Annotated in this window: 19 protein-coding genes; 14 read left to right on the top strand and 5 right to left on the bottom strand. The window is 62.7% G+C overall.

Going from position 1 to position 21,615, the window contains the following annotated elements; all coding sequences use genetic code 11:
• Nucleotides 1-17 precede the first annotated feature (17 nt).
• Nucleotides 18-440 carry a pilus assembly protein N-terminal domain-containing protein gene (locus tag NKH19_RS18700; protein ID WP_352870162.1) on the bottom strand — a complete coding sequence of 141 codons (423 nt, stop codon included), beginning with the start codon at nt 438-440 and terminating at the stop codon, nt 18-20.
• Nucleotides 441-775: 335 nt separating this feature from the next.
• On the opposite strand from NKH19_RS18700, the gene NKH19_RS18695 reads away from it, so the two are divergent.
• From NKH19_RS18695 to NKH19_RS18655, 9 genes are all read left to right on the top strand, one after another.
• A complete protein-coding gene (locus NKH19_RS18695; protein ID WP_352554696.1) occupies nt 776-952 on the top strand; it encodes a Flp family type IVb pilin in 177 nt (58 codons plus the stop codon).
• 174 nt (nt 953-1,126) lie between these two features.
• A complete protein-coding gene (locus NKH19_RS18690; protein ID WP_352870163.1) occupies nt 1,127-1,645 on the top strand; it encodes an A24 family peptidase in 519 nt (172 codons plus the stop codon).
• Between the two features lie 210 nt (nt 1,646-1,855).
• Nucleotides 1,856-2,668 carry a Flp pilus assembly protein CpaB gene (gene cpaB / locus NKH19_RS18685; RefSeq protein ID WP_352870164.1) on the top strand — a complete coding sequence of 271 codons (813 nt, stop codon included), beginning with the start codon at nt 1,856-1,858 and terminating at the stop codon, nt 2,666-2,668.
• The gene (locus NKH19_RS18680; RefSeq protein ID WP_352870165.1) at nt 2,665-4,185 is read left to right on the top strand and encodes a type II and III secretion system protein family protein; all 1,521 of its coding nucleotides are present in this window, start codon (nt 2,665-2,667) and stop codon (nt 4,183-4,185) included. Before cpaB ends, NKH19_RS18680 begins: the two co-directional genes overlap by 4 nt.
• A gap of 14 nt (nt 4,186-4,199) precedes the next feature.
• Nucleotides 4,200-4,937 carry a CpaD family pilus assembly protein gene (locus tag NKH19_RS18675; protein ID WP_352870166.1) on the top strand — a complete coding sequence of 246 codons (738 nt, stop codon included), beginning with the start codon at nt 4,200-4,202 and terminating at the stop codon, nt 4,935-4,937.
• A 38-nt stretch (nt 4,938-4,975) separates the two neighbouring features.
• The gene (locus NKH19_RS18670; RefSeq protein WP_352870167.1) at nt 4,976-6,265 is read left to right on the top strand and encodes a CpaE/TadZ family protein; all 1,290 of its coding nucleotides are present in this window, start codon (nt 4,976-4,978) and stop codon (nt 6,263-6,265) included.
• A 29-nt stretch (nt 6,266-6,294) separates the two neighbouring features.
• Entirely contained in the window at nt 6,295-7,797 is a 1,503-nt protein-coding gene (locus NKH19_RS18665) for a TadA family conjugal transfer-associated ATPase (protein ID WP_352870168.1), read from the top strand.
• Nucleotides 7,798-7,826: 29 nt separating this feature from the next.
• Nucleotides 7,827-8,840: a type II secretion system F family protein gene (locus NKH19_RS18660; protein WP_352870169.1), complete on the top strand. Its 1,014-nt coding sequence runs from the start codon at nt 7,827-7,829 to the stop codon at nt 8,838-8,840.
• A gap of 9 nt (nt 8,841-8,849) precedes the next feature.
• Entirely contained in the window at nt 8,850-9,869 is a 1,020-nt protein-coding gene (locus NKH19_RS18655) for a type II secretion system F family protein (protein ID WP_352870170.1), read from the top strand.
• An 89-nt stretch (nt 9,870-9,958) separates the two neighbouring features.
• Here NKH19_RS18655 and NKH19_RS18650 read toward each other — a convergent pair whose 3' ends face one another.
• Nucleotides 9,959-10,780 (bottom strand): tetratricopeptide repeat protein, encoded by an 822-nt coding sequence (locus NKH19_RS18650; protein WP_352982605.1) that lies wholly within the window; start codon nt 10,778-10,780, stop codon nt 9,959-9,961.
• A 126-nt stretch (nt 10,781-10,906) separates the two neighbouring features.
• Here NKH19_RS18650 and NKH19_RS18645 point away from each other — a divergent pair, with 126 nt between their 5' ends.
• The 5 genes from NKH19_RS18645 (at nt 10,907) to pdeM (ending at nt 16,887) form a co-directional block, all read left to right on the top strand.
• On the top strand, nt 10,907-12,271 hold the full coding sequence (locus tag NKH19_RS18645) for a leucyl aminopeptidase family protein (RefSeq protein ID WP_352870172.1): 1,365 nt from the start codon (nt 10,907-10,909) through the stop codon (nt 12,269-12,271).
• 58 nt (nt 12,272-12,329) lie between these two features.
• Nucleotides 12,330-12,680: a MarR family winged helix-turn-helix transcriptional regulator gene (locus tag NKH19_RS18640; RefSeq protein WP_352870173.1), complete on the top strand. Its 351-nt coding sequence runs from the start codon at nt 12,330-12,332 to the stop codon at nt 12,678-12,680.
• Nucleotides 12,643-13,557 carry a C40 family peptidase gene (locus tag NKH19_RS18635; RefSeq protein ID WP_502910973.1) on the top strand — a complete coding sequence of 305 codons (915 nt, stop codon included), beginning with the start codon at nt 12,643-12,645 and terminating at the stop codon, nt 13,555-13,557. Before NKH19_RS18640 ends, NKH19_RS18635 begins: the two co-directional genes overlap by 38 nt.
• A gap of 67 nt (nt 13,558-13,624) precedes the next feature.
• Nucleotides 13,625-16,174, top strand: a complete 2,550-nt coding sequence (locus NKH19_RS18630) for a ligase-associated DNA damage response DEXH box helicase (protein ID WP_352870175.1) — start codon at nt 13,625-13,627, stop codon at nt 16,172-16,174.
• A complete protein-coding gene (pdeM, locus tag NKH19_RS18625) occupies nt 16,171-16,887 on the top strand; it encodes a ligase-associated DNA damage response endonuclease PdeM (protein WP_352870176.1) in 717 nt (238 codons plus the stop codon). The genes NKH19_RS18630 and pdeM overlap by 4 nt, the downstream gene beginning before the upstream one ends.
• Nucleotides 16,888-16,894: 7 nt before the next feature.
• Here pdeM and NKH19_RS18620 read toward each other — a convergent pair whose 3' ends face one another.
• From NKH19_RS18620 to NKH19_RS18610, 3 genes are read right to left on the bottom strand one after another with little or no spacing between them, the layout of a single operon-like run.
• A complete protein-coding gene (locus NKH19_RS18620) occupies nt 16,895-17,830 on the bottom strand; it encodes a dimethyl sulfoxide reductase anchor subunit family protein (RefSeq protein WP_352870177.1) in 936 nt (311 codons plus the stop codon).
• Nucleotides 17,831-17,833: 3 nt separating this feature from the next.
• Complete coding sequence (locus NKH19_RS18615) at nt 17,834-18,568, bottom strand: 4Fe-4S dicluster domain-containing protein (protein WP_352870178.1); 735 nt, start codon at nt 18,566-18,568, stop codon at nt 17,834-17,836.
• Complete coding sequence (locus NKH19_RS18610; protein WP_352870179.1) at nt 18,565-21,495, bottom strand: molybdopterin oxidoreductase family protein; 2,931 nt, start codon at nt 21,493-21,495, stop codon at nt 18,565-18,567. Before NKH19_RS18610 ends, NKH19_RS18615 begins: the two co-directional genes overlap by 4 nt.
• Nucleotides 21,496-21,615 lie beyond the last annotated feature (120 nt).

Genomic DNA, 21,615 nt, shown 5'->3' with positions numbered 1-21,615 from the left:
CATTCGGCTGCACCATCCTAATGGCTGACACTCATTTCCGCTTCGGAGGACTTCTCCGCATCACTCTTGTAGGAGCTTTCGCAATAGGGCGTGCAGGACATCGTCTGGATTTCGGCACGCCTATAGATACGCACGGACGAGGCGGCCTGGCGCACGACGGTAACCTGCTCGTCGACGATTGGGCTGCCGTCGGTGTCGAGCACGACCAGATTGGTGACGCCGAAGCCCTTGCCGGTCAGCACGATCGTCGAGGCGTCCTGCACGGAAGCGTCGGCGATTGCCGGGTTGCCGACCACGATGGTGTCGGCCGGGCGCGACAGTTTGACGATCTTGGCCTGGTTCATCGTGACTTCGATGCCGGGGCCGGCCATGGCTGGCGCGACGAAGGTCGTGGCGGCAAGAAGCGCGGCAATCACGATTGACGATCTCGGCTGGGCCATTGAGGCGCTCCACGCAAGCAGACTGATCAACGGAACATGAACGAGATTGGTGAACCAACGGTTAAGCATGCGGTGCTGCCAATGGTGCCATGACCGGCAAGGGCGCCCGCGAGGCGCGATCCGGTCGGGGCCGCAAGCCCCGCCAAACCCGGGATTGGAAGGTCCGGCGGCACTTTAGCCCGAAGTTAACCACGCAATATATTCGAACCGGGAAAGGAATCGGTAAGGCTGTTTATTAAGCCGATCGAAAGAGCTTCTCCCTAGATTGGCAGCATCCGATCAACCATCACAGAAGTTGACGGAAGTGCTGTAACACGTGGAGTAGGAGCTCTCGAATGTCTAATCTCATCGCACGTTTTGTGAAGGACGAATCCGGCGCGACCGCTATCGAATATGGTCTGATCGCCGCTCTCATCGCGCTCGCCATCATCACCGGCGCCGGCGCACTCGGCAATGCGCTCAACGGCAAGTTCACCGCTATCGGTTCCACCCTGAATACCAGCGGCGGCTAATCTGCCATATTGTTGAGCGCTTGGATTGCATTCTCGAAAAGGGCCGCCACATGGCGGTCCTTTTTCCATGCCGCTGCCAACATCCGTCGTCCTTTCGTTCTCGGCCTCATCAATCGTTAATCGAACATGCCTAGATTGGGGCCCGTGGAATTCGGACAAATAGGCACAGCGCCGATGCTTGAAGCCCTGATCTTCGTCGTTTTTCCGTTCTGCATGCTGTTTGCCGCGATCTCCGACATGCTGTCGATGACGATCGCCAATCGCGTGCCGGTGCTGCTCGTCGTCGTCTTCGCGCTGGTTGCGCCGCTGACGGGCATGGGATGGGCGGCCTATGGCGGGCATTTCGCCGCCGGCGCCCTAGTCCTGGCCGTGACGTTCGGCTTGTTCGCTCTGGGCGGCATGGGCGGCGGCGACGCCAAGCTTCTGGCTGCCACCGCGATGTGGATGGGTCTCAATGTCAGTCTCGTCGAGTATCTTGTCGCCTCGACAATCATCGGTGGCCTGCTGACGCTCGCGATCATCCTCTACCGGAAGTCGCTGCTTGCGGCCGTTACCGGCCAGAATCCGTTTCTGCGCCATTTCGCCGACGAGGCAAAAGGCGTTCCCTACGGCGTAGCGCTCGGCCTTGGTGGGTTGCTGACCTATCCGGATTCGCCTTTGATGGGATGGGCGCTCACCAGGCTCGCGGCCTGACCGCGATTTAATTTTATCTGTCAGCATTGCCGCAACCGGTTCTCAACAGGCCCGGCCCCGGCCATTTTGGCCGATCAGGGCGCATTCCGGCTAATTTATGTAAACCTTAAATTAATCACGATCGTAAGCATTACATTAACCTTGTTTTGACGATTGCCGCTGCAAAGTCCGGCCTGGCTACGTGGTTTGCCAGGGCAAGGGTTCGGACAGATGCCAGCATCGCGATTGATAATTCTGAGCGTGGCGGTGGCCGCGGCCGGCGGCGCGGGCTATGTCGCGAAAAACATGGTGGCACCGCCGCCCCAGGTCGTCGTCGATTCCGGCCCCCAGGCCCCGGCCGTGGCTCTGCAGGATGTGCTTGTGCTTTCGGGCGACGTTCCGATGGGCAGCCCGATCGAAAACAACATCGCCTGGCAATCCTGGCCCGCCGACGGCGTCAATGCGAATTTCATCACCCGCACCGCCGAGCCCGAGGCGCTGGAGAAGCTGAAGAGCTCCCTTGCCCGTGTGGCGATGTATGCCGGAGAGCCTCTGCGGCGTTCCAAGCTGATCGGCGAGGGGCAAAGCTTCATGTCGTCGATCCTGCCTTCCGGCATGCGGGCGGTCGCCACGGCTATTTCGGCCGACACGTCGGCCGGCGGCTTCATTCTTCCGAACGATTTCGTCGATGTGATCATGACCCGCAGAGCCGATGCCAGCGCCGCTGGCGCCGGTTTCAACACCGAGACCATCCTCAAGAACATCCGCGTCCTGGCCATCGACCAGACCATTCAGGAGGACGAGGAAGGCAAGAAGACCAGGGTGGGCCAGACCGCCACGCTGGAACTGACGCCCAAGCAGGCGGAGATCATCACTGTCGCCCAACAAATGGCCGATCGCTTGACCCTGGCGCTGAGGGCGGTCGCGGATACGCAGGAAAAGAATCTGGGTGAGGCCGACTACCTCGTTTCCGGCAATGGCCACAGGGGAACGGTGAGGCTGATCAAGTCGGGCGAAGTTTCCGAAGTAGGGGCAAGGAAATGAGGCTAAGTGGTAAACTGCCGGCAATCGCAGCCGCGGCATTCGGCCTGCTGCTCGTCGGAACGAATGTGCAAGGCAGCGCTGTCGAGGCAAAGAATGCCCAGGTCACGGCATCGACGGCCACCCAGCGCGTCAAGCTTGGTCTTAACAAGTCGGTGGTCATCGACCTGCCGAGCGATGCCTACGACATTCTCGTCGCCAACCCGGCGGTGGCCGATGCGGTGACCCGCACCGCAAGGCGCATCTACCTGTTCGGCAAGGCGGTCGGCGATACGAACATCTTTGTCTTTGGCCCGAATGGCGAGCAGATCGTCAGTCTGGATCTGGCTGTCGAACGCGACGTTGCTGGCCTTGAGGATTATATCAGGCGCTTCCTCCCGACGTCGGCCATCAAGGTGGAACTGCTCAATGACAACGTCGTCCTGACCGGAACGGTCGATACGCCGCTGGACGCAAAACGCGCGGTCGACCTGGCGACGATCTTCGTTTCGGGCGGTGAAGCGACGACGGGCCAATATTCGCAGACCGCGGCCGGCGGTTCGGCCCAGAGCGGTGTCGATATCAACAATCCGGACCAGGAGCGCCGCACCAGCAAGATCGTCAACCTGCTCCAGATCATCGGCGACGATCAGGTCACGCTGAAGGTGACGGTCGCCGAAGTCAGCCGTTCGGTGATGAAGCAGCTCGGCGTCAATATGGTCGGCAGCGGCGGCAGCAACGGCATCAGCTACGGCGCGCTCAGTGACCCTTTCACGGGTCTCGGCAAGCCGCTGTCGAATGCGGGCTTCAATATCGCCGCCTCGGGGCTGCAGGCCTATATCAACGCCATGGAGCAGTCCGGGGTCATGAAGACCCTGGCTGAGCCGACCTTGACCGCCGTGTCCGGTGAGAAGGCGACCTTCAAGGTCGGTGGTGAATACAATATGGTGACCGGCGTTTCCGCGAACGTATCGCAAGACAACCAGACCGGCCTGAAGACCTACAGCGTTGAAAAGATCGAGTACGGCATCGGCCTGGAATTCCAACCGGTGGTGTTGTCTCCCGGCCGCATAAGCCTGAAAGTCCGAACCTCGGTTTCCGAACCGACAACCGAGGGGTCCGTGTCGGCATCCACGGACAATCAGAGTATCGGCATGAATGCCCTTTCGCTGCGCAAGCGTCTTGCCGACACGACGGTGGAATTGCCATCTGGCGGCTCCATGATGATCGCCGGCCTGGTTCGTGACGATGTCAGGCAAGCCGTCAACGGCTTGCCCGGGCTGACAAAGATACCGGTGCTCGGCGCGCTTTTCCGCAGCAGGGACTTCGTGCGCAACGAGACCGAACTCGTCATCATCATCACGCCCTATCTGGTGAAGCCGGTGGCGCGCAACGACCTTGCCAAGCCGGACGACAATTTCAACGCCGCCAGCGATGGCGCCGGCATGTTCCTCGGCCGCGTCAATCGCGTCTACGGCACCATGCAGACCGACAAGCCCAACGGCCGCTACCACGGCGTCGTCGGCTTCATCTACAAGTAAGCGGGGAAGCGGACATGTCTCAGTTAGCATTGAAGGCAAGCACCATCGCCACAACGATGCGCTTTGGCCGTTCGCAGGTCTGCCGGCGAGCCGTTCCGGTCGTGGCGGTTGCGGTTGTGGCGCTGCTCGCCGGCTGCGCCCATCGCGACAGCATCACCGTCGGCGCCATCCCGGATGACTATCGCACCAACCATCCGATCGTGATCGCGGAGAAGAATCAGAAGATAGACCTGCCGGTGGGCGCCGGCGATCGCGGGATGACCGGCTATCAGCGCGATACGCTTTCGGGCTTTCTCGACGGTTACGACAAGAGCGCCGCCCCGGCGCTGACGATCGCAATCCCGATCGGCTCGGCCAACGAGATCGCCGCGGCCGCTGCCGGGCGCGATTTCGCCAGGCTGGCGGTCGCCAGCGGCATCAAGCGCAACCGGATCGTCATGACGTCCTATCAATCTGATTCCGCCGAGGCCTCGGCCCCGGTTCGCGTCGCCTTTATCTCGGTGAAGGCCCAGACCGACAAATGCGGACGCTGGCCCGATGACCTGGGCGACACCTCGGAAAACAAGCACTATGCCGATTTCGGCTGCTCCTATCAGAACAATCTTGCCGCCCAGATGGCCAATCCGGCCGATCTGCTCGGCCCGCGCAAGCCCTCCACAATCGATGCTGAAAATCGTGGTGCGGTGATCGATGTCTATCGTGCAAGAGGCATTTCGGACGAGTTCCTCGGCAATTCGGAAGTGACGTACTGAGCCGCCAGTCTCGGATTGAACAGGCCACGGGAAAGAGCATGACGATGAGCAACCTTGCCTACGACGCCCCGGTGGACGGCAGCGATACCTCGCAGCAGGACATCGCCGCGATGCAGGCATTGCGGCCGATCCCGCGCATCTCGATCCAGGCATTCTGCGAGACCGAGGGCGTGGCCAATCCGGTCGAGCGCGCCGGCGAGGACCGCCGCATGACGAAGGCGCATCTCAAGGTCCATATGGGCGGCGTCCCCACCGCCATTGAATTCTACCAGTCAGCGCCGACGCCCAACCTGATCCTGCTGGAATCGCGCAGCGAGCCGAAGCAATTGCTGGAGCAGCTCGCCCAGCTTTCGGAATATTGCGATCCGACCTCGAAGGTGGTGGTGATCGGTCATTACAATGATGTTGGTCTCTACCGCGAACTCATCCGCAACGGCATTTCCGAATATGTGATCGCACCGGTGTCGATGGCCGACATCGTCAGCGTGATATCGTCGATTTTCATCGATCCGGAAGCCGAGCCGCTCGGCCGCTCGATCGCCTTTGTCGGCGCCAAGGGTGGTGTCGGCTCCTCGACGATTGCCCACAATGTCGCCTGGGCGATGTCCACCCTGTTCAAATCCGAAGTGGTCGTCGCCGATCTCGATCTGGCGTTCGGCACGGCCAACATCAACTTCGACCAGGATCCGGCGCAAGGCATCGCCGAGGCGGTGTTTTCGCCGGAGCGTATCGATGAAGTCTATCTTGACCGGCTGCTGACTCAATGCGCCGAGCATTTGTCGCTGCTGGCAGCGCCTTCGACGCTCGATCGAGTTTATGATTTCGATCCCGAGGCCTTCACGCAGCTCATTGACACCGCTCAGCGCAGCGTGCCGCTTTTGGTTCTCGATGTTCCCCATGTCTGGACGGGCTGGACCAAGAACACGCTGATCAAGGCCGATGAGATCGTCATCACGGCGACGCCGGAACTGGCCAATCTGCGCAACACCAAGAACCTCGTCGACATGCTGAAGCGGCTTCGTCCCAACGACCCGCCGCCGAAGCTGATCATCAACCAGGCCGGCGTCCCGAAGCGCCCGGAGATTTCGCCGTCCGATTTCGCCGAGCCGCTCGGCCTGTCGCCGATGTCGGTCATCGGGTTTGATCCGTTGCTGTTCGGCAATGCCGCCAACAACGGACGCATGCTCGGCGAAATGGATGCCAAGAACCCGGTTGTCGCAATGATCAACGAAATCGCGCATGTGCTGACCGGGCGCAGCGAAATCAAGGCCAAGAAGAAGGCCGGGCTTGGCAATTTGCTCGGCAAGCTCTCGCGCAACAAGAAGTGATGCTTCAGCAGTGGAATCGGTAGTCGATCATGTTTGGTAAAAGAGGCAGCGACGACGGCAGCCGGTTCACGCCGGAATTTCGCCAGCCAGCACCGGCGCCTGTTGCGCCGCCGGCTGCAAGTTCCGCGGACACGGCGGTTCTGGCCCGGCCCGCGGCCGCGCCAAGCGCACCTGTCGCGCCGCCGGCGCGCCGTGCGGTCGAGGCGCCGCCATTGGCGCCTGAGCCGAAGCGGGCACAGCGCGAAAGGAGCGAAACTTACTACGACACCAAGAGCCAGGTTTTCTCCGCGCTCATCGACACGATCGATCTGTCGCAGCTTTCCAAGCTCGATCCTGAGAGCGCGCGCGAGGAAATCCGCGACATCGTCAACGACATCATCGCGATCAAGAATTTCGCGATGACGATCGCCGAGCAGGAAGAGTTGCTCGAGGACATCTGCAACGATGTGCTCGGCTATGGGCCGCTCGAGCCGCTGCTCGCACGCGACGACATCGCCGACATCATGGTCAACGGGTCCAAGAACGTCTACATCGAAGTCAACGGCAAGGTCGAACAGACCGGCATCCGCTTCCGTGACAACCAGCAGCTCCTCAATATCTGCCAGCGCATCGTCAGCCAGGTTGGCCGCCGTGTCGACGAGTCCAGCCCGATCTGCGATGCCCGCCTTCCCGACGGCTCCCGCGTCAACGTCATCGCGCCGCCGCTCTCCATCGACGGCGCCACGCTCACCATCCGCAAATTCAAGAAGGACAAGCTGACGCTCGATCAGCTGGTCAAGTTCGGCGCGATCTCACCGCAGGGCGCCGAAGTCCTCAAGATCATCAGTCGCGTTCGCTGCAACATCGTCATCTCGGGCGGTACCGGCTCGGGCAAGACGACGCTGCTAAACTGCCTGACCAACTATATCGACCGCGAGGAGCGCGTCATCACCTGCGAGGACTCGGCCGAGTTGCAATTGCAGCAGCCGCATGTCGTCCGCCTCGAAACCCGCCCGCCCAATCTGGAGGGCGAGGGTGAAGTGACGATGCGCGACCTGGTCAAGAACTGCCTGCGCATGCGGCCCGAGCGCATCATCGTCGGCGAAGTGCGCGGACCCGAAGTGTTCGACCTTCTGCAGGCGATGAATACCGGCCATGACGGCTCGATGGGAACGATCCACTCGAACAGCCCGCGCGAATGCCTGAACCGTATCGAATCCATGATCGCCATGGGCGGTTATTCGCTGCCGCAGAAGACAGTGCGCGAAATCGTCGTCGGCTCTATCGACGTGATCATCCAGGCGGCGCGTCTGCGCGACGGATCGCGCCGCATCACCCACATCACCGAGGTGATCGGGATGGAGGGCGACGTCATCATTACGCAGGATATCGTCCTCTACAACATCAAGGGCGAGGACGCCAATGGCAGGCTGCTGGGAGAACATGTATCGACTGGCATCGGTCGTCCGCATTTCTGGGACCGTGCCCGCTACTATGGCGAGGAGCAGCGCCTCGCCATAGCACTCGAGGCGATGGAGAAACGCGCTGACTGACGCATCCTGGGGCGTAAGGGTTCGGGCCAATGTTTGGAATTGACGGTACAGTACTGGCGTTTATCGTACTCGCCGGCTTCAGCGCCGGCGCCGTCGCCTATGCATTTCTGTTCACTCGGATCAGCAACGAGAAACAGGTCGGCAAGCGGCTCGAAACGATCAGGACCGCCGAGACGGATCGCTCGGTCGTCAAGGCCTCGCGCGATCGCGCGGCGGAAGCCACCAAGCGACGCAAATCGGTTCAGGATTCGCTCAACGAGCTCGACGCAAAGCAGAGGACCAAGGACAGCGCCGTCAAGAAACCGCCGCTGAAAGCCCAACTCCGTCAGGCCGGCCTGAAGGCGACCGTAGAGCGCTTCTACATATATTCCGCAGTATGCGGCGTCGTTTTGACGATGGCCGCCTTTGTGGCCGGAGCGCCGATGCTCGCCTTGCCGGGAGTGCTGGTTGCTGGGGGGCTGGGCCTGCCGCGCTGGTTCGTCTCGTTTCGTCGCGCCCGCCGGGTCAAGGCATTCCTCAACGAATTTCCAAACGCGCTCGACATCATCGTGCGCGCGGTCAAATCCGGCCTGCCGCTGAACGATGCCGTGCGCCTGATCGCCAACGAATCGCCCGAGCCTGTGAAGGCCGAGTTTCGTCGCATCGTCGATTCACAGCAGATGGGCCTCTCGATCCCCGACGCAACATTGCGCATGCCCGAAACCATGCCTTGCACTGAGGCAAGCTTCTTCGGCATCGTCATCCAGATTCAGTCGCAAGCCGGCGGCAATCTCTCCGAGGCGCTGGGCAATCTTTCGCGTGTGCTTCGCGATCGCAAGAAGATGAAAGCCAAGGTCCAGGCGCTGTCGATGGAAGCGAAGGCGTCCGCCGCGATCATCGGTGCGCTGCCCTTCGTCGTCGCCTTTCTCGTCTACCTGTCGAGCCCGGCCTACCTGATGCCGCTTTTCAACACCAGCGTCGGAAATCTGATCCTTGGTTGCGCCGCGGTCTGGATGTCGATCGGCATCCTGGTGATGCGCAAGATGATGAACTTCGAAGTCTAGGATGCTGGCATGACCGAGCAAGTCATCAAAACCCTGACGGATCCGAGCTTCCTGATCGCGCTGCTGGTCGGAATAGCGGTGTTTGCGACCGTCTTCACCTTGCTGCCGGCGTTTGGCGGAAACCAGCTCAAGTCTCGCATGAAAAGCGTTGCCCTGGAACGCGACGAACTGCGAGCCAAACAGCGCGCCCGGCTTGCCGTCGAGGCGGATCGCCGTCGCAAGGGTCTGCGCGAGGAACAGTCTGTTGGCATGCGCAACATCGTCGACCGGTTGGATCTGAGGCGCGCGCTCGCCGACGAGGGCACGTTGCAGAAACTCAAAGTGGCTGGATTTCGTGGCCAGAATCCGCTGACGCGGTTTCTTTTCTTCCGTCTCGTGCTTCCCTTTGTCGGCTTCGCGCTGGCCACAATCTACATCTTCGTGCTCGGAGGATTGCCCGACAAGCCATTGGTCATCAGGCTGTTCGTTTGCATCCTCGTTGCTTATGGCGGCTTCTACGCACCGGTCGTCTATGTCAACAACCGCGCCACCAAGCGCAAGCAGTCGATCCAGATGGCGTGGCCGGATGGGCTCGATCTGATGCTGATCTGCGTCGAATCGGGCATGTCGGTGGAAGCAGCGCTGCGCAAGGTCGCCGACGAGATCGGCGCGCAATCGGTGGCGCTGGCGGAAGAATTCATCCTCACCAATGCCGAGCTTTCCTATCTGCCGGAGCGCAAGCAAGCCTACGAGAACCTGGCAAGCCGCACCGGACTGGATTCGGTCAAGGCGGTGTCGCAGGCACTCGTCCAGGCCGAGCGTTACGGCACGCCGGTGGCGCATGCACTGCGCGTGCTTGCCGCCGAAAGTCGTGACATGCGCATGAACGCGGCCGAGAAGAAGGCCGCCGCCTTGCCGCCAAAGCTCACCGTGCCGATGATCCTGTTTTTCCTGCCTGTGCTTTTCGCCATCATTCTGGGCCCCGCCGGCATTCAGGTCAGTCAGCGCGGTATCTTCGGAGATCATTCGGCGCCGGCAGCAGCCCAGTAGCGGCGCGGCAAATCCCAGTACGACACGTGAAGAAGCCGCGCTGGATGCAGCGCGGCTTCTTCATTTGAAGGCCCTGGCAGATTGTCGTCTCAGTTGGTCGCGGGCTTTGACTTGTCCTGATCCTTGAGCTGGCTCCAGGCATTCTGCTGCGCCAGCATCTGCCTGAGATAGGCGACGTTTGCCTGCGCCTGTTCAGGCGAGAGTTCCTGTGAGGCAATCTTCTCGGCCTCGTCGAAACGGCCCTGCAGCCCGACGACCAGCGCTAGGTTCTGGCGGACCCGGCTGTCCGCATTCGGCTGCTGCGCGGCCGAGCGCATATAGGTTTCGGCGGTGCGCAGGTCCCCTTCCAGCACATAGGACATGCCAAGGTTGGAGAGCACCGAAGGCTCGTTCGGCTTGAGTTCGAGCGCCTTGCGGTACAGCTGGCGCGCATCGGCCTTCTGGCCGGTCTGATCGAGAATGGCCGCTTCGGCCGACACCAGCCTCCAGTCGGGATATTCCGGCGTTTGAGCGCGGCGTACGGCGTCGATTGCCGCCTCGAACTGGCCATTGGCCGCCAGCGCCTTGCCATAGGCGGCAAGCACGTCACGATCCTTCGGCAGAGCGATCGCCAGCTTGCGCATCACGGCGAGCGACTGGTCGGCGTCGCCATCCATCTGCAGTGCCGCCGCATAATTTGTCGCTATCCGCTTGTCGTTGGGGTTCCTGGCGTAAGATTGGCCAAGTGCGCCGGTGGCATTGTGCAGTTCTGCGGCCGACATGGTTTCCAGAGGTTTGCCGCCGGTGCGTCCGATAGAGCCGGTGGAGAGCTTGTCGGTTCCGCAACCGGCGACGCCCGCCGCGAGCGCCAGCATAAGGGCCGTGGTGATGAGCCGTTTTCCCCTGGCGTTGATCGTGCGGTTGGTCGGCATCGGCACCGGGCCTCCATTCATGCGCGGCCATTGCGTGGCCGTCTTCCCTCCCGCAGAAATATTCTGTTAACCCTAACGGACAGTTAAGAACGCCGACTCAGGCGCCCGCCGCACGGAGACCATCGAATGCCTGTCGAACTCGTCGAGAAGAAATTGCCGGGCGCACTGCCGGTTCATCTGGTCGCCAGGGACGGCCTGGACGCGGCCGGTCTTGCGCCAGCCGCTATCGCCTGGGCCAGAGCCAACGGCTTTTCCGGCGAGGCAGGCAGGACGCTGGTCGTGCCTGGCGAAAACGGAGCGCTCGGCGGCGCCTTGTTCGGTATCGGCGATGGCGAAGGCACGCTCGCCCTCGGCGCATTGTCGAAAGCCTTGCCGGAAGGCGACTGGCATTTCGCCTCGATGCCGGTCGAGCCGGAACTCGCGGCAACCGCGCTGGTGCTCGGCGGCTATGTCTTCACCCGTTATGGCAAGAAACCCGGCAAGGCGCTGCGCTTCGGCCTGCCTGCCGGAGTCGATGCCGGGCGGGTTCGCCGCATCGCCGATGGCGTTTTCCTGGCACGCGATCTGGTCAACACGCCGACCAGCGATATGGACCCGGAAGACTTGGAGAAGGCGGTGCGGACCCTGGCCGGCAGCCACAAGGCCAAAGTCTCGGTGGTCACGGGTGACGATCTCCTCGAGCAGAACTTCCCGATGATCCATGCCGTCGGCCGCGCGTCGACCGCCGCGCCGCGCCTGATCGACATGCATTGGGGGCAGCAAGGCGCGCCGAAGGTGACGCTGGTCGGCAAGGGTGTCTGTTTCGACACTGGCGGTCTCGATATCAAGCCGTCGTCCGGCATGCTGTTGATGAAGAAGGACATGGGCGGTGCCGCCAACGTGCTCGGCCTGGCCTCGATGATCATGGCTGCCGGGCTGAATGTGCGGCTGCGCGTGCTCATTCCCGCGGTCGAGAATTCGATTGCCGGCAACGCCTTCCGGCCTGGCGACGTACTGACGAGCCGCAAGGGCATCACTGTCGAGATCGGCAACACGGATGCCGAGGGAAGGCTGGTGCTGGCCGATGCGCTGGCGCTGGCCGACGAGGAGGAGCCGGGGCTTCTGGTCGACATGGCGACGCTGACCGGGGCTGCCCGCGTCGCGCTGGGCCCCGATCTTCCGCCGTTCTATACCGGCGACGAAGTGTTGGCATCCGATCTCGCTGAGGCTTCCGTCGCGGCAGAGGACCCGCTGTGGCGCATGCCGTTGTGGCGGCCTTACGATGCCAAACTGTCGTCGAAGATCGCCGACATCAACAATGTTACCACGGACGGTTTCGCCGGCTCGATCACGGCGGCACTGTTCCTGAAGCGCTTTGTCGAAAAGACCGCGGGCTGGGCGCATTTCGACATCTTCGCCTGGAACCCCGCCGACCGCCCGCATGGCCCCGCCGGCGGCGAAGCGCAAGGCATCCGCGCGCTGGAGCGGATCATTTCGAAACGCTTTGGCTAGCAACAAGAAGGTTAGCGACTGAAACGGAACCGAAACAATTTGCCGTCATGCTGGCGCGATGTCGATTGCGATGCGCCCGAGCCAGGCCTTGCGACTGTGGCAGCAAGTGATGCTGTCGCAGGTGCGCGACAATGCGCCTGATCTGACCATGCGCCAGACCGCGATCCTGTTCACAATCTATCTTGACCCGCCGCCACATACCGTGCGCGGGCTAGCCGCCCGCCTCAACGTCACCAAGCCGGTGATCACCCGCGCGCTCGACACGATGGGTGCATTGAAACTGGTGTCGCGGCATCGCGATGAGCTCGACAAGCGCAATGTTCTGATCAGGCGCACGGTCGAGGGCGCGCTCTTTGTCGAGCGCTTCGGCGATGGTATCATCGCCAAGGCCCACGAGTTACCCATCTAATTTCAGAGTTGCCGATTTGACTGCCAGGGATGCCCGCCTTCACGCTTTCCGTTCCGACCTTGCCGATGCACGGCTGAAGGGCGAGGTCGCCGCCGACCGCTTCGTCGCTGGCCGACCAGCGCGGATCACCGCGTCCGTGGCCGATATCCGCAAGGCGCCGCGGCCGGATGCCGGCGTCAACACGCAAGCCCTGTTCGGCGATGATGTCCTCGTCTTCGAGGTCACTGAGGGCTGGGCCTGGATCCAGGGCGAACGCGACGGCTATGTCGGCTATGTCGCCGATACCATGCTGGGCGGGCGGGACCATGCGCCCACGCACATCGTCTCGGCACCACGCACTTTTCTTTATCCTGGACCCGATCTGCGGTTTCCGATCTCAGGACAATTGTCGATTGGATCGACGGTGACAGTGACGGATGCGGCCGAGACGCGCGGCACGCCCTATGCCGTCCTGCCCTCCGGCGAGGCGATCATCGCGGGTCATCTGCGGCCTCTCGGTGATGTGGCCACCGATTATGTTTCGGTGGCTGAGATGTTTCTCGGCACACCCTATCTCTGGGGCGGCGCTTCCGGCTTCGGCATCGATTGTTCGGGCCTGGTGCAACTGGCGATGCGCATGGCCGGCAGGAACGTGCTGCGCGATACCGACATGCAGGCGGCGACGCTCGGTGAGCCGCTGGAACCGGGACCTGATTTCTCAGGGTTGCGGCGCGGCGATCTGGTGTTCTGGAAGGGCCATGTCGCCGTCATGACCGACGCCGACACCATGATCCATGCCAACGGCCACACCATGCTGGTGTCGCGCGAAGGGCTGAAGGATGCCGTCGCCCGCATCGGCTACCTCTATGGCGACCCGACGGGGTTTCGGCGGCCGTAGGAAAGAACGATCCCCTTTTGTTCCGATTCTTCTTGGCGATTGACTGCCGTCGCGCTACCTCTGGCGGGTGACAGAGCAGCCGCGCCTTGCCGAACAGAATGCCACCGTGGCCCTGCCCGAACCATTCATCCGATGGTTTGGCGAGAAAGGCTGGTCGCCGCGCGCTCATCAGATCGAGTTGTTGGCGAAGGCTCAAGCGGGGCAATCGGTCCTGCTGATCGCGCCGACCGGCGCCGGCAAGACGCTGGCCGGGTTTATGCCCTCGCTGACCGAATTGGCCAACCGGCCTAAGAGGAAACCTGGCCAGGCGCAGCGCGGCATTCACACGCTCTACATCTCGCCGCTGAAGGCACTGGCCGTCGACATCGAGCGCAATCTCGGCAAGCCGGTGGAAGAAATTGGTCTGCCTGTCACCATCGAGACGCGCACCGGCGACACGCCCGCCCACAAGCGCCAGCGCCAGAAGCTGGTCCCGCCCGATATTCTGCTGACCACGCCCGAGCAACTGGCGTTGCTGATTGCAGCAGGCGATGCGAGACGCTTTTTCGAGGACCTGCGCTACGTCGTGCTCGACGAGTTGCATTCACTGGTCACGTCGAAACGTGGACATCTGCTGGCGCTCGGCCTGGCGCGGTTGCGCGGCTTTGTCCCTGGCCTGCAAACGATCGGGTTGTCCGCGACGGTGGCCGAGCCGGACGAGTTGCGGCGCTGGCTGGTCAGCCAGAATCCGCCCAAAGATTCGACGAGCCCGGGGATGGCCGAATTGATCGTCGTCACCGGCGGTGCGAAGCCCGAGATCTCCATCCTCGATTCGGAAGAGCGCGTGCCGTGGGCAGGACATTCAGCACGCTACGCCACGCCGGAGATCTACCGCGAGATCAAGCGCCACAGGACGACCTTGCTGTTCGTCAACACCCGCAGCCAGGCGGAGCTGCTGTTCCAGGAATTGTGGCGGGTCAACGAGGACACCTTGCCGATCGCACTGCATCACGGCTCGCTCGACGTCGCCCAGCGCCGGCGCGTCGAGAAGGCGATGGGAGACAACGCACTGCGTGCCATCGTCGCGACGTCGACACTCGATCTCGGCATCGACTGGGGCGATGTCGACCTGGTCGTCCATGTCGGTGCACCGAAGGGTGCGAGTCGGCTGGCGCAGCGCATCGGCCGTGCCAATCACCGCATGGACGAGCCATCCAAGGCGATCCTCATCCCGGCCAACCGTTTCGAGGTGCTGGAATGCCGGGCGGCCCTCGACGCCAATTATCTCGGCGCGCAGGACACGCCGCCATTGATCGATGGTGGGCTCGATGTGCTGGCCCAGCATGTGCTGGGCTGCGCATGCGGTGCGCCGTTTCGTGCCGATGATCTGTTCGAGGAGGTGCGCACGGCTGCGCCCTATGCAAGTCTCGATCGGTCGACATTCGACCGCGTTGTCGATTTCGTCGCCACTGGCGGCTATGCGCTCAAGAACTATGAGCGATACGCCCGCATCCGGCTGAACAAGGACGGGTTGTGGCGGGTGTCCAATCCCCGCGTTGCCCAGCAATACAGATTGAATGTCGGCACCATCATCGAAGTGCCGGCGCTCAATGTGCGCTATGTGCAGGCTGGCAGCAGAGGCGCGGCTTCGCGCGGCGGCCGGGTTCTCGGCAAGATCGAGGAAGCCTTCCTCGAAACGCTGACGCATGGCGATACATTCATGTTTGCCGGCAAGGTGTTGCGCTTCGAAGGCATTCGCGAGAATGAGTGCTTCGTGTCGAACGCGCCTGGCAGCGATGCCAAGGTGCCTTATTATGGCGGCGGCAAGTTTCCGCTTTCGACCTATCTCGCTGAACAAGTCCGCATCATGCTGGACGACCCGCAGCGATGGAAGAAGCTGCCGGAGCAGGTGGCTGATTGGCTGCGATTCCAGGCCGACAAATCGGTACTGCCGAAACGCGACGACCTGTTGATCGAGACCTTTCCGCGCGGCAACCGCCACTATCTGGTGGCCTATCCGTTCGAAGGCCGGCTGGCGCACCAGACGCTCGGCATGCTGCTCACCCGCCGCTTGGATAGGGCGGGAGCCAGGCCGCTTGGCTTCGTCGCCACCGACTATGCATTGGCCATATGGTCATTGGGCGATATGGGCGCGATGTTCAAAGCCAGGAGGCCTTCGCTTAGTGCGCTTTTCGACCAGGACATGCTGGGCGACGACCTCGAAGCCTGGCTGGCCGACAGTTGGCTCCTCAAGCGCACATTCCGCAACTGCGCGCTGATCTCGGGACTGATCGAAAAACGTCATCCAGGCCAGCAGAAAAGCGGCCGCCAGGTCACCGTCTCGACCGATCTGATCTACGATGTGCTGCGCAGCCACGAGCCCGACCACATCCTGCTGCAGGCGACGCGTGCCGACGCGGCGACCGGTCTGCTCGATGTCAGCAGACTTGGCGACATGCTCTCGCGCATCCAGGGTCGAATCGTGCATAAGGCGCTCGAACAGATATCGCCGCTCGCCGTGCCGATTATGCTCGAGATCGGCAAGATGCCGGTGAACGGTGAGGCCGATGAAACGCTGCTGATGGATGCGGCTACACTGGTCGAGGAGGCGATGGGGCCGGGAATGCGTGAGGAATGAATTTTTCGCTGGCGCGCGTATCGCTGATAGCCGAGGCCGACCTTGTCGGCATCGCCGGCGAGCGCGCGGTATGCGACCCGCGTGGCGTGCTCTATTTTCCGGATCTGCGGCTTCTGGCCGTGTCCGATCTGCATCTGGAAAAGGGTTCGTCGCTTGCAAGGCGCGGCACGCTGATCCCGCCCTATGACACCGGCGCAACCCTGCTCAGACTGCAGGCGGTGATATCAGACTATCAGCCATCCATCGTCATCAGCCTGGGCGATAGCTTCCACGATGCCGGTGGCGCCGAACGCATGCATGCGAGCTTCCGTGAACGGCTGGAGGCGCTGATGGCAGGCCGCGACTGGTTCTGGGTTGCCGGCAATCACGATCCGGAAGCACCCGCCGACCTGCCCGGCGAAACAGTGCGGGAACTCGCCATTGGCTCGCTGCTGTTCCGGCACGAGCCGTCGAAGGTGCGCGTCGAGGGCGAAATAGCGGGCCACCTGCATCCCTGCGCCCGCATCGTGCAGCAGGGCCGCTCGGTGCGTCGGCGCTGCTTTGCCGGCGACGGTGGCCGCATGATCATGCCGGCCTTCGGCGCCTATACCGGCTCGCTCAACGTGCTCGACCGCGCCTATGCCGGACTGTTCCGCCTGGACACGCTGATGGCCTATATGCTTGGCACGGGCCGTATCTTCGCCATCTCGCACTCGATGCTCAGGCCCGGCTGAAACAGCCCTATCTGCCGTAATAGAGCGTGACGGTGTGCTTCGCCTCGGCGAAGAACAGCCAGCGTTCGACCAGCATGCCGGCGAACTGCACGATCGCGGCGAGCACCGATAGCGCCGCTGCGAAGGGCCAGGGCAGGGCGAAAGTAGCGGCGAACAGCAGGAGGGGCAAGGCGAAGGCCAAAGCCTGCGTGATCTGACGCAGCCGCGCGCCGTGCTTGCGCGCGATGCGAAAGCCCATTTCCTTGAGCAGGTAGTTTTCCTCTGTATGCGGCCATTCCAGCGAGCGCACCGTGCCGCCGGCCAGCCCGGTTGCGGTGTTGGCGGTGGTCGGGATTTCCAGCCGGTCGTTGTAGCGCCAGGTCGCCAGCTTCCAGCCCCAGCCGAGCAAGGTCAGAAGCACGCAAGCCACCAGGATCGTTTTCGAGCCGAGAGCAAATCCCTGTAGCAGCGCGTTCAGCAGCACGCTGCCGGTCATCGCCGAAAAGATCAGGTAAGCCGGCAACGTGTAGCGGCTGTGCCACTGGGCGATCGGTTTCAGCGAGGCATAGATCATGCCTGTGGTGCAGACGGTGACAACCGCGCCGCACGCGGCCAGTAGTCCAGCAATGGCCACCCAGCCACTGGTGCGGCCAAAAAATACCCAACCGATGCCGAACAGTCCCGCCGGGATGAAGGTGATGACCGAGGCGACGCCTTCACGCGACAGCCATGAACTGCGCCATTGCGAGAACGCCCGCCAGGCGCGCTCGGGCCTGCCGAGATGACCCGCCGAAGACAACAATCCGGCCGCGATCAAGCCGAGTGCCAGCCCAAGGCCAACAAGCCCAAGCCAGAAGTCAGGTGGGACAAATCCCTGCCCGGCGAGCACGCCAAGCAGCGCCAGCAATCCATAGCCGGCACCGGTGGCGGTGGTGAAGAAGACGACGGAGAAGGCTGGATGCATGGGCTAGTTCGAAAGCATGCGGTCGACCCAGCCGAGGAAACCGCCTTCGGCCCGCACCGGTTCGAGGGCCGGCGCGGCCACCGATGCGGCGCGCTTGGTATGGGCGCGCGGCGGCAGGTATTTGTTGGTCGGGTGATAGCCGAGCTCCGGCATCAGGTCGACACCGCCGCGCTCCGCCACCAGTTGCGAGACAGCTGACAGGGGATCGCCTAGGTCGCCGAAATGCCGGGCGCTGGTCGGGCAAGCGGCGACGCAGGCCGGCACGCGGTCTTCTTCGGCCAGATTGTCATTGTAGATCCGGTCGACGCACAGCGTGCACTTCTTCATGACGCCGACATCGGTGTCGAATTCGCGTGCGCCGTAAGGACAGGCCCAGCTACACAATTTGCAGCCGATGCACTTGTCCTCGTCGATCAGCACGATGCCGTCCGAAGCCCGCTTGTAGGAGGCGCCGGTCGGGCAGACGGTGACGCAGGCCGGCGTCTCGCAATGCAGGCAGGAGCGGGGAAAGTTGACGGTGCGCCCGCCCATCTCGGTCGTGTGTTCGTAGCTGTGCACGCGGTTGAACCAGACGCCGTCGACATGGCCCCCATAAGGGTCGATGTCGGTCAGCGGCGCCATGTGGCCGCCGGTGTTCCATTCCTTGCAGGCGGTGACGCAGGCCTGGCAGCCGACGCAGGTGTCGAGATCGATGATCAGCCCTAGTTTCTTGCCGCTTTGACTTGGCAGGCAGGTCATTCGGCCGCCTCTCTCGCCCTGCGGAACTCAGCGCCGAAAGTCAGCTTGTCGGGCGAGGGTTCGAAATGCGGTGGCTGCTGGAAACGCTCGAATTGCGGCTCGGTGAAGCCGGCCTCTTCCGCCGCGCATTTGACGACGCGCACGCGCAGATCGAACCATGCCGCCTGGCCGGTGACCGGATCGGAATTCGAATAGCGCTTGCCGTTGGCGTCGGCCGAGGTCTGGTCGCCGATGATATGGTTGAGCAGGAAGCCGCGATTGGATTCAGCCGCGTCGTCCTTCAGCCCCCAGCTGCCGCGCCGCTTGCCGATGGCGTTCCAGGTCCAGACCGTGCTTTCGTTCACTCCGTCGATCAGCTTGATCTGTCCCTTAACCCTGCCATTGATGCTCTCGATCCACACCCAGTCGTCATCGACAAGGCCTAGATCTGCTGCCGTCCGGTGATGCACGAACAGCCGGTTCTGGCTGGTGATCTGCCGCAGCCACGCATTCTGCGATCCCCAGGAATGGTACATGTGCATCGGCCGCTGCGTCAGTGCATGCAGCGGATAATTTTCGAGGCCGACGACCGCTTCCTCGAAGGGCATGTACCAGAACGGCAGCGGGTCCATGTAGGTCTCGATGCGTTGGCGATCGCCCTCCGGTGGCAAGACGCGGCCATGACCGCGCGCGGCCAGCCGGAAGCGTTGCATCGGCTCGCAATAGAGCTGGAAGACGATCGGCTCCGCCTTGGGGATGAAGCCCATCTGCACCGCGAAATCGAGATAGGAGCGGTTGGACATCTTGTAGTAACGCTGGTCATCCGCGAAATCGTGATGCCAGAAGCCGCCATTGTCGATGTAGCGTTGCAACTGGTCCGGATTGGCCTCGCCCCTGCCGGTCGAGGTTCCATCCTTGCCACGCCAGCCGGCGAGCGGGCCGATGCCGGGCGTGCGCTCATGGTTGACGATGTAGTCGGCGTAGTCGCCATACTTGGCCGAGCCATCGTCGTTGACGAAGCCGGGCAGGCCGAGCCGCGCGCCGAGTTCGATCAGCACCGACTGGAACGGCCGGACATCACGGTCCGGCTCGACAACAGGATGACGAATGGCGTCCCCCGGCCCGTCGGCATGGCTGATCGGCCGGTCGAGCAGGCTGATGCAGTCATGCCGCTCAAGATAGGTCGTGTCCGGCAGCACGAGGTCGGCGAACGGCACGGTCTCGGAATAATAGGCATCGGAATAGATGATGAACGGGATCTTGTAGTTGCCCTCGTCATCATAGTCGGTCAGCATTGCCATGGTCTCGACGGTATTCATCGAGGAATTCCACGCCATGTTCGACATGTACATCATCAGCGTGTCGATCCTGTAGGGATCGCCGGCCCAGGCGTTGCGGATGACGGTGTGCATCAGGCCATGCGCGGCCAGCGGCGCATCCCACGAATAGGCCTTGTCGATACGGGTCGGTGTTCCGGCCGCATCGACCAGCAGGTCGTCCGGCCCGCAGACGAAACCGAGTGGCATGCCGTCGAGCGGCGTCATCGGCTTGATGGTCTTGCCGGCCGGTTTCGGTTCGGGCGGCGCGGATCGGGGATAGGGCGGCTTGAAGCGGAAGCCGCCCGGCACATCCACGGTGCCCAGCAGCACCTGAAGCAAATGGATGGCGCGGCATGTATGAAAACCGTTCGAGTGGGCGGAGATGCCGCGCATGGCGTGCATCGAGACAGGCCGCCCCTTGATCGTCTCGTGCCTGCGCCCGGCCCAGTCGGTCCAGGCGATAGGCAATTCGATCGTCTGTTCGAAGGCGACATGGGCGAGTTCGGCGGCGATCCTGCGGATCGTATCGGCGGCAATGCCGCAGCGCTCGGCGACCGCGTCCGGTGCATAGCTCTCATCAAGGTAGCGGTCGGCCAGCAACTGGAACACCGGAACGCAGCGGCGTCCGCCGATCGTGAAGTTGCCGGTCAGCGCGGGTCTCGCAGTGGCATCGGTGGCGCTGACCGGTGTCTTCGCCACCCTGTCCCAGGCCAACGGATTGCCATCGCCGTCACGGACGAACAGCCCGTCATCGGCCGCTTCCGGCTCCTGAATGACGAGGACGTGAGCGTTGGTGTAGCGGATCAAGTAGTCGAGATCGACGCGGCCCGCCCTGAGCAATTCGTGGATGAGGGCGAATACGAACAGGCCGTCGGTGCCGGGCCGGATACCGATCCAGTCGTCGGCGATCGCATTGTAGCCGGTGCGGCACGGATTGATCGAGACGACTTTGGCGCCGCGCGCCTTGAGCTTGCCGAGACCGATCTTGATCGGGTTGGAATCGTGGTCCTCGGCGACCCCGAACAGCATGAAGTACTTAGCGTTGTCCCAGTCCGGTTCGCCGAATTCCCAGAACGAGCCGCCGATCGTGTAGAGGCCGCCGGCCGCCATGTTGACCGAACAGAAGCCGCCATGGGCGGCGAAATTCGGCGTGCCGAACCGGCTCGCCCACCAGCCGGTCAAGGATTGGGATTGATCGCGGCCGGTGAAGAAGGCCAGTTTCTTGGGGTCGGTCCGACGGATGTTGGAGAGCCGCTCGGTAGCGATCGAAAACGCCTCTTCCCACTCGATCTCGCGGAACTCGCCAGAGCCGCGCGGGCCGGTGCGCAGCAATGGCTTCTTCAGCCTTGCCGGGCTGTAGTGCTGCATGATGCCGGCGCTGCCCTTGCCGCAGATCACGCCGCGATTGACCGGATGGTCCTTGTTGCCGTTGATGTAGCGGACCTTGCCATCCTTGATGTGGACATCGATGCCGCAGCGGCAGGCGCACATGTAGCAGGTCGTCTTGGCGATGCTGTCGGAAACGGCAGGCGAGGTGTCGACGCCATCGCCTTCATCCGGTGCGCGGGTGTCGGCAAGCGGGCGTTGCGATGGTGCCGAATTCGCGCCGCGAGGCGGTCCCTGCATCATGATCCGGGGATGCCCGTGCGGCCAACGGATTTGGCCCGTGTCTTCGGTCCGGGGCCGCGCATGTAGTGCTCTTCCGGATGATATCGATCGCCGGCCAGCCGCCGCCTTATGCCGCGGGTC

It is taken from the genome of Mesorhizobium sp. M1338 (assembly GCF_040318045.1).
GTDB lineage: Bacteria > Pseudomonadota > Alphaproteobacteria > Rhizobiales > Rhizobiaceae > Mesorhizobium.
Note: the sequence above shows the minus strand (reverse complement) of the source record. Positions and strands in the feature narration are given on the sequence as shown.

What these genes read in the sequence shown, in the direction of transcription:
- NKH19_RS18615 (WP_352870178.1), bottom strand. Translation starts at nt 18,568, where the DNA reads ATGACCTGCCTGCCAAGTCAAAGCGGCAAGAAACTAGGGCTGATCATC.
- NKH19_RS18645 (WP_352870172.1), top strand. Translation starts at nt 10,907, where the DNA reads ATGCCTGTCGAACTCGTCGAGAAGAAATTGCCGGGCGCACTGCCGGTT.
- NKH19_RS18700 (WP_352870162.1), bottom strand. Translation starts at nt 440, where the DNA reads ATGGCCCAGCCGAGATCGTCAATCGTGATTGCCGCGCTTCTTGCCGCC.
- NKH19_RS18635 (WP_502910973.1), top strand. Translation starts at nt 12,643, where the DNA reads ATGGTATCATCGCCAAGGCCCACGAGTTACCCATCTAATTTCAGAGTT.
- NKH19_RS18680 (WP_352870165.1), top strand. Translation starts at nt 2,665, where the DNA reads ATGAGGCTAAGTGGTAAACTGCCGGCAATCGCAGCCGCGGCATTCGGC.
- NKH19_RS18670 (WP_352870167.1), top strand. Translation starts at nt 4,976, where the DNA reads ATGACGATGAGCAACCTTGCCTACGACGCCCCGGTGGACGGCAGCGAT.
- NKH19_RS18640 (WP_352870173.1), top strand. Translation starts at nt 12,330, where the DNA reads ATGTCGATTGCGATGCGCCCGAGCCAGGCCTTGCGACTGTGGCAGCAA.
- NKH19_RS18620 (WP_352870177.1), bottom strand. Translation starts at nt 17,830, where the DNA reads ATGCATCCAGCCTTCTCCGTCGTCTTCTTCACCACCGCCACCGGTGCC.
- NKH19_RS18660 (WP_352870169.1), top strand. Translation starts at nt 7,827, where the DNA reads ATGTTTGGAATTGACGGTACAGTACTGGCGTTTATCGTACTCGCCGGC.
- NKH19_RS18675 (WP_352870166.1), top strand. Translation starts at nt 4,200, where the DNA reads ATGTCTCAGTTAGCATTGAAGGCAAGCACCATCGCCACAACGATGCGC.
- cpaB (WP_352870164.1), top strand. Translation starts at nt 1,856, where the DNA reads ATGCCAGCATCGCGATTGATAATTCTGAGCGTGGCGGTGGCCGCGGCC.
- NKH19_RS18610 (WP_352870179.1), bottom strand. Translation starts at nt 21,495, where the DNA reads ATGATGCAGGGACCGCCTCGCGGCGCGAATTCGGCACCATCGCAACGC.
- pdeM (WP_352870176.1), top strand. Translation starts at nt 16,171, where the DNA reads ATGAATTTTTCGCTGGCGCGCGTATCGCTGATAGCCGAGGCCGACCTT.
- NKH19_RS18655 (WP_352870170.1), top strand. Translation starts at nt 8,850, where the DNA reads ATGACCGAGCAAGTCATCAAAACCCTGACGGATCCGAGCTTCCTGATC.
- NKH19_RS18665 (WP_352870168.1), top strand. Translation starts at nt 6,295, where the DNA reads ATGTTTGGTAAAAGAGGCAGCGACGACGGCAGCCGGTTCACGCCGGAA.
- NKH19_RS18690 (WP_352870163.1), top strand. Translation starts at nt 1,127, where the DNA reads ATGCTTGAAGCCCTGATCTTCGTCGTTTTTCCGTTCTGCATGCTGTTT.
- NKH19_RS18650 (WP_352982605.1), bottom strand. Translation starts at nt 10,780, where the DNA reads ATGCCGACCAACCGCACGATCAACGCCAGGGGAAAACGGCTCATCACC.
- NKH19_RS18695 (WP_352554696.1), top strand. Translation starts at nt 776, where the DNA reads ATGTCTAATCTCATCGCACGTTTTGTGAAGGACGAATCCGGCGCGACC.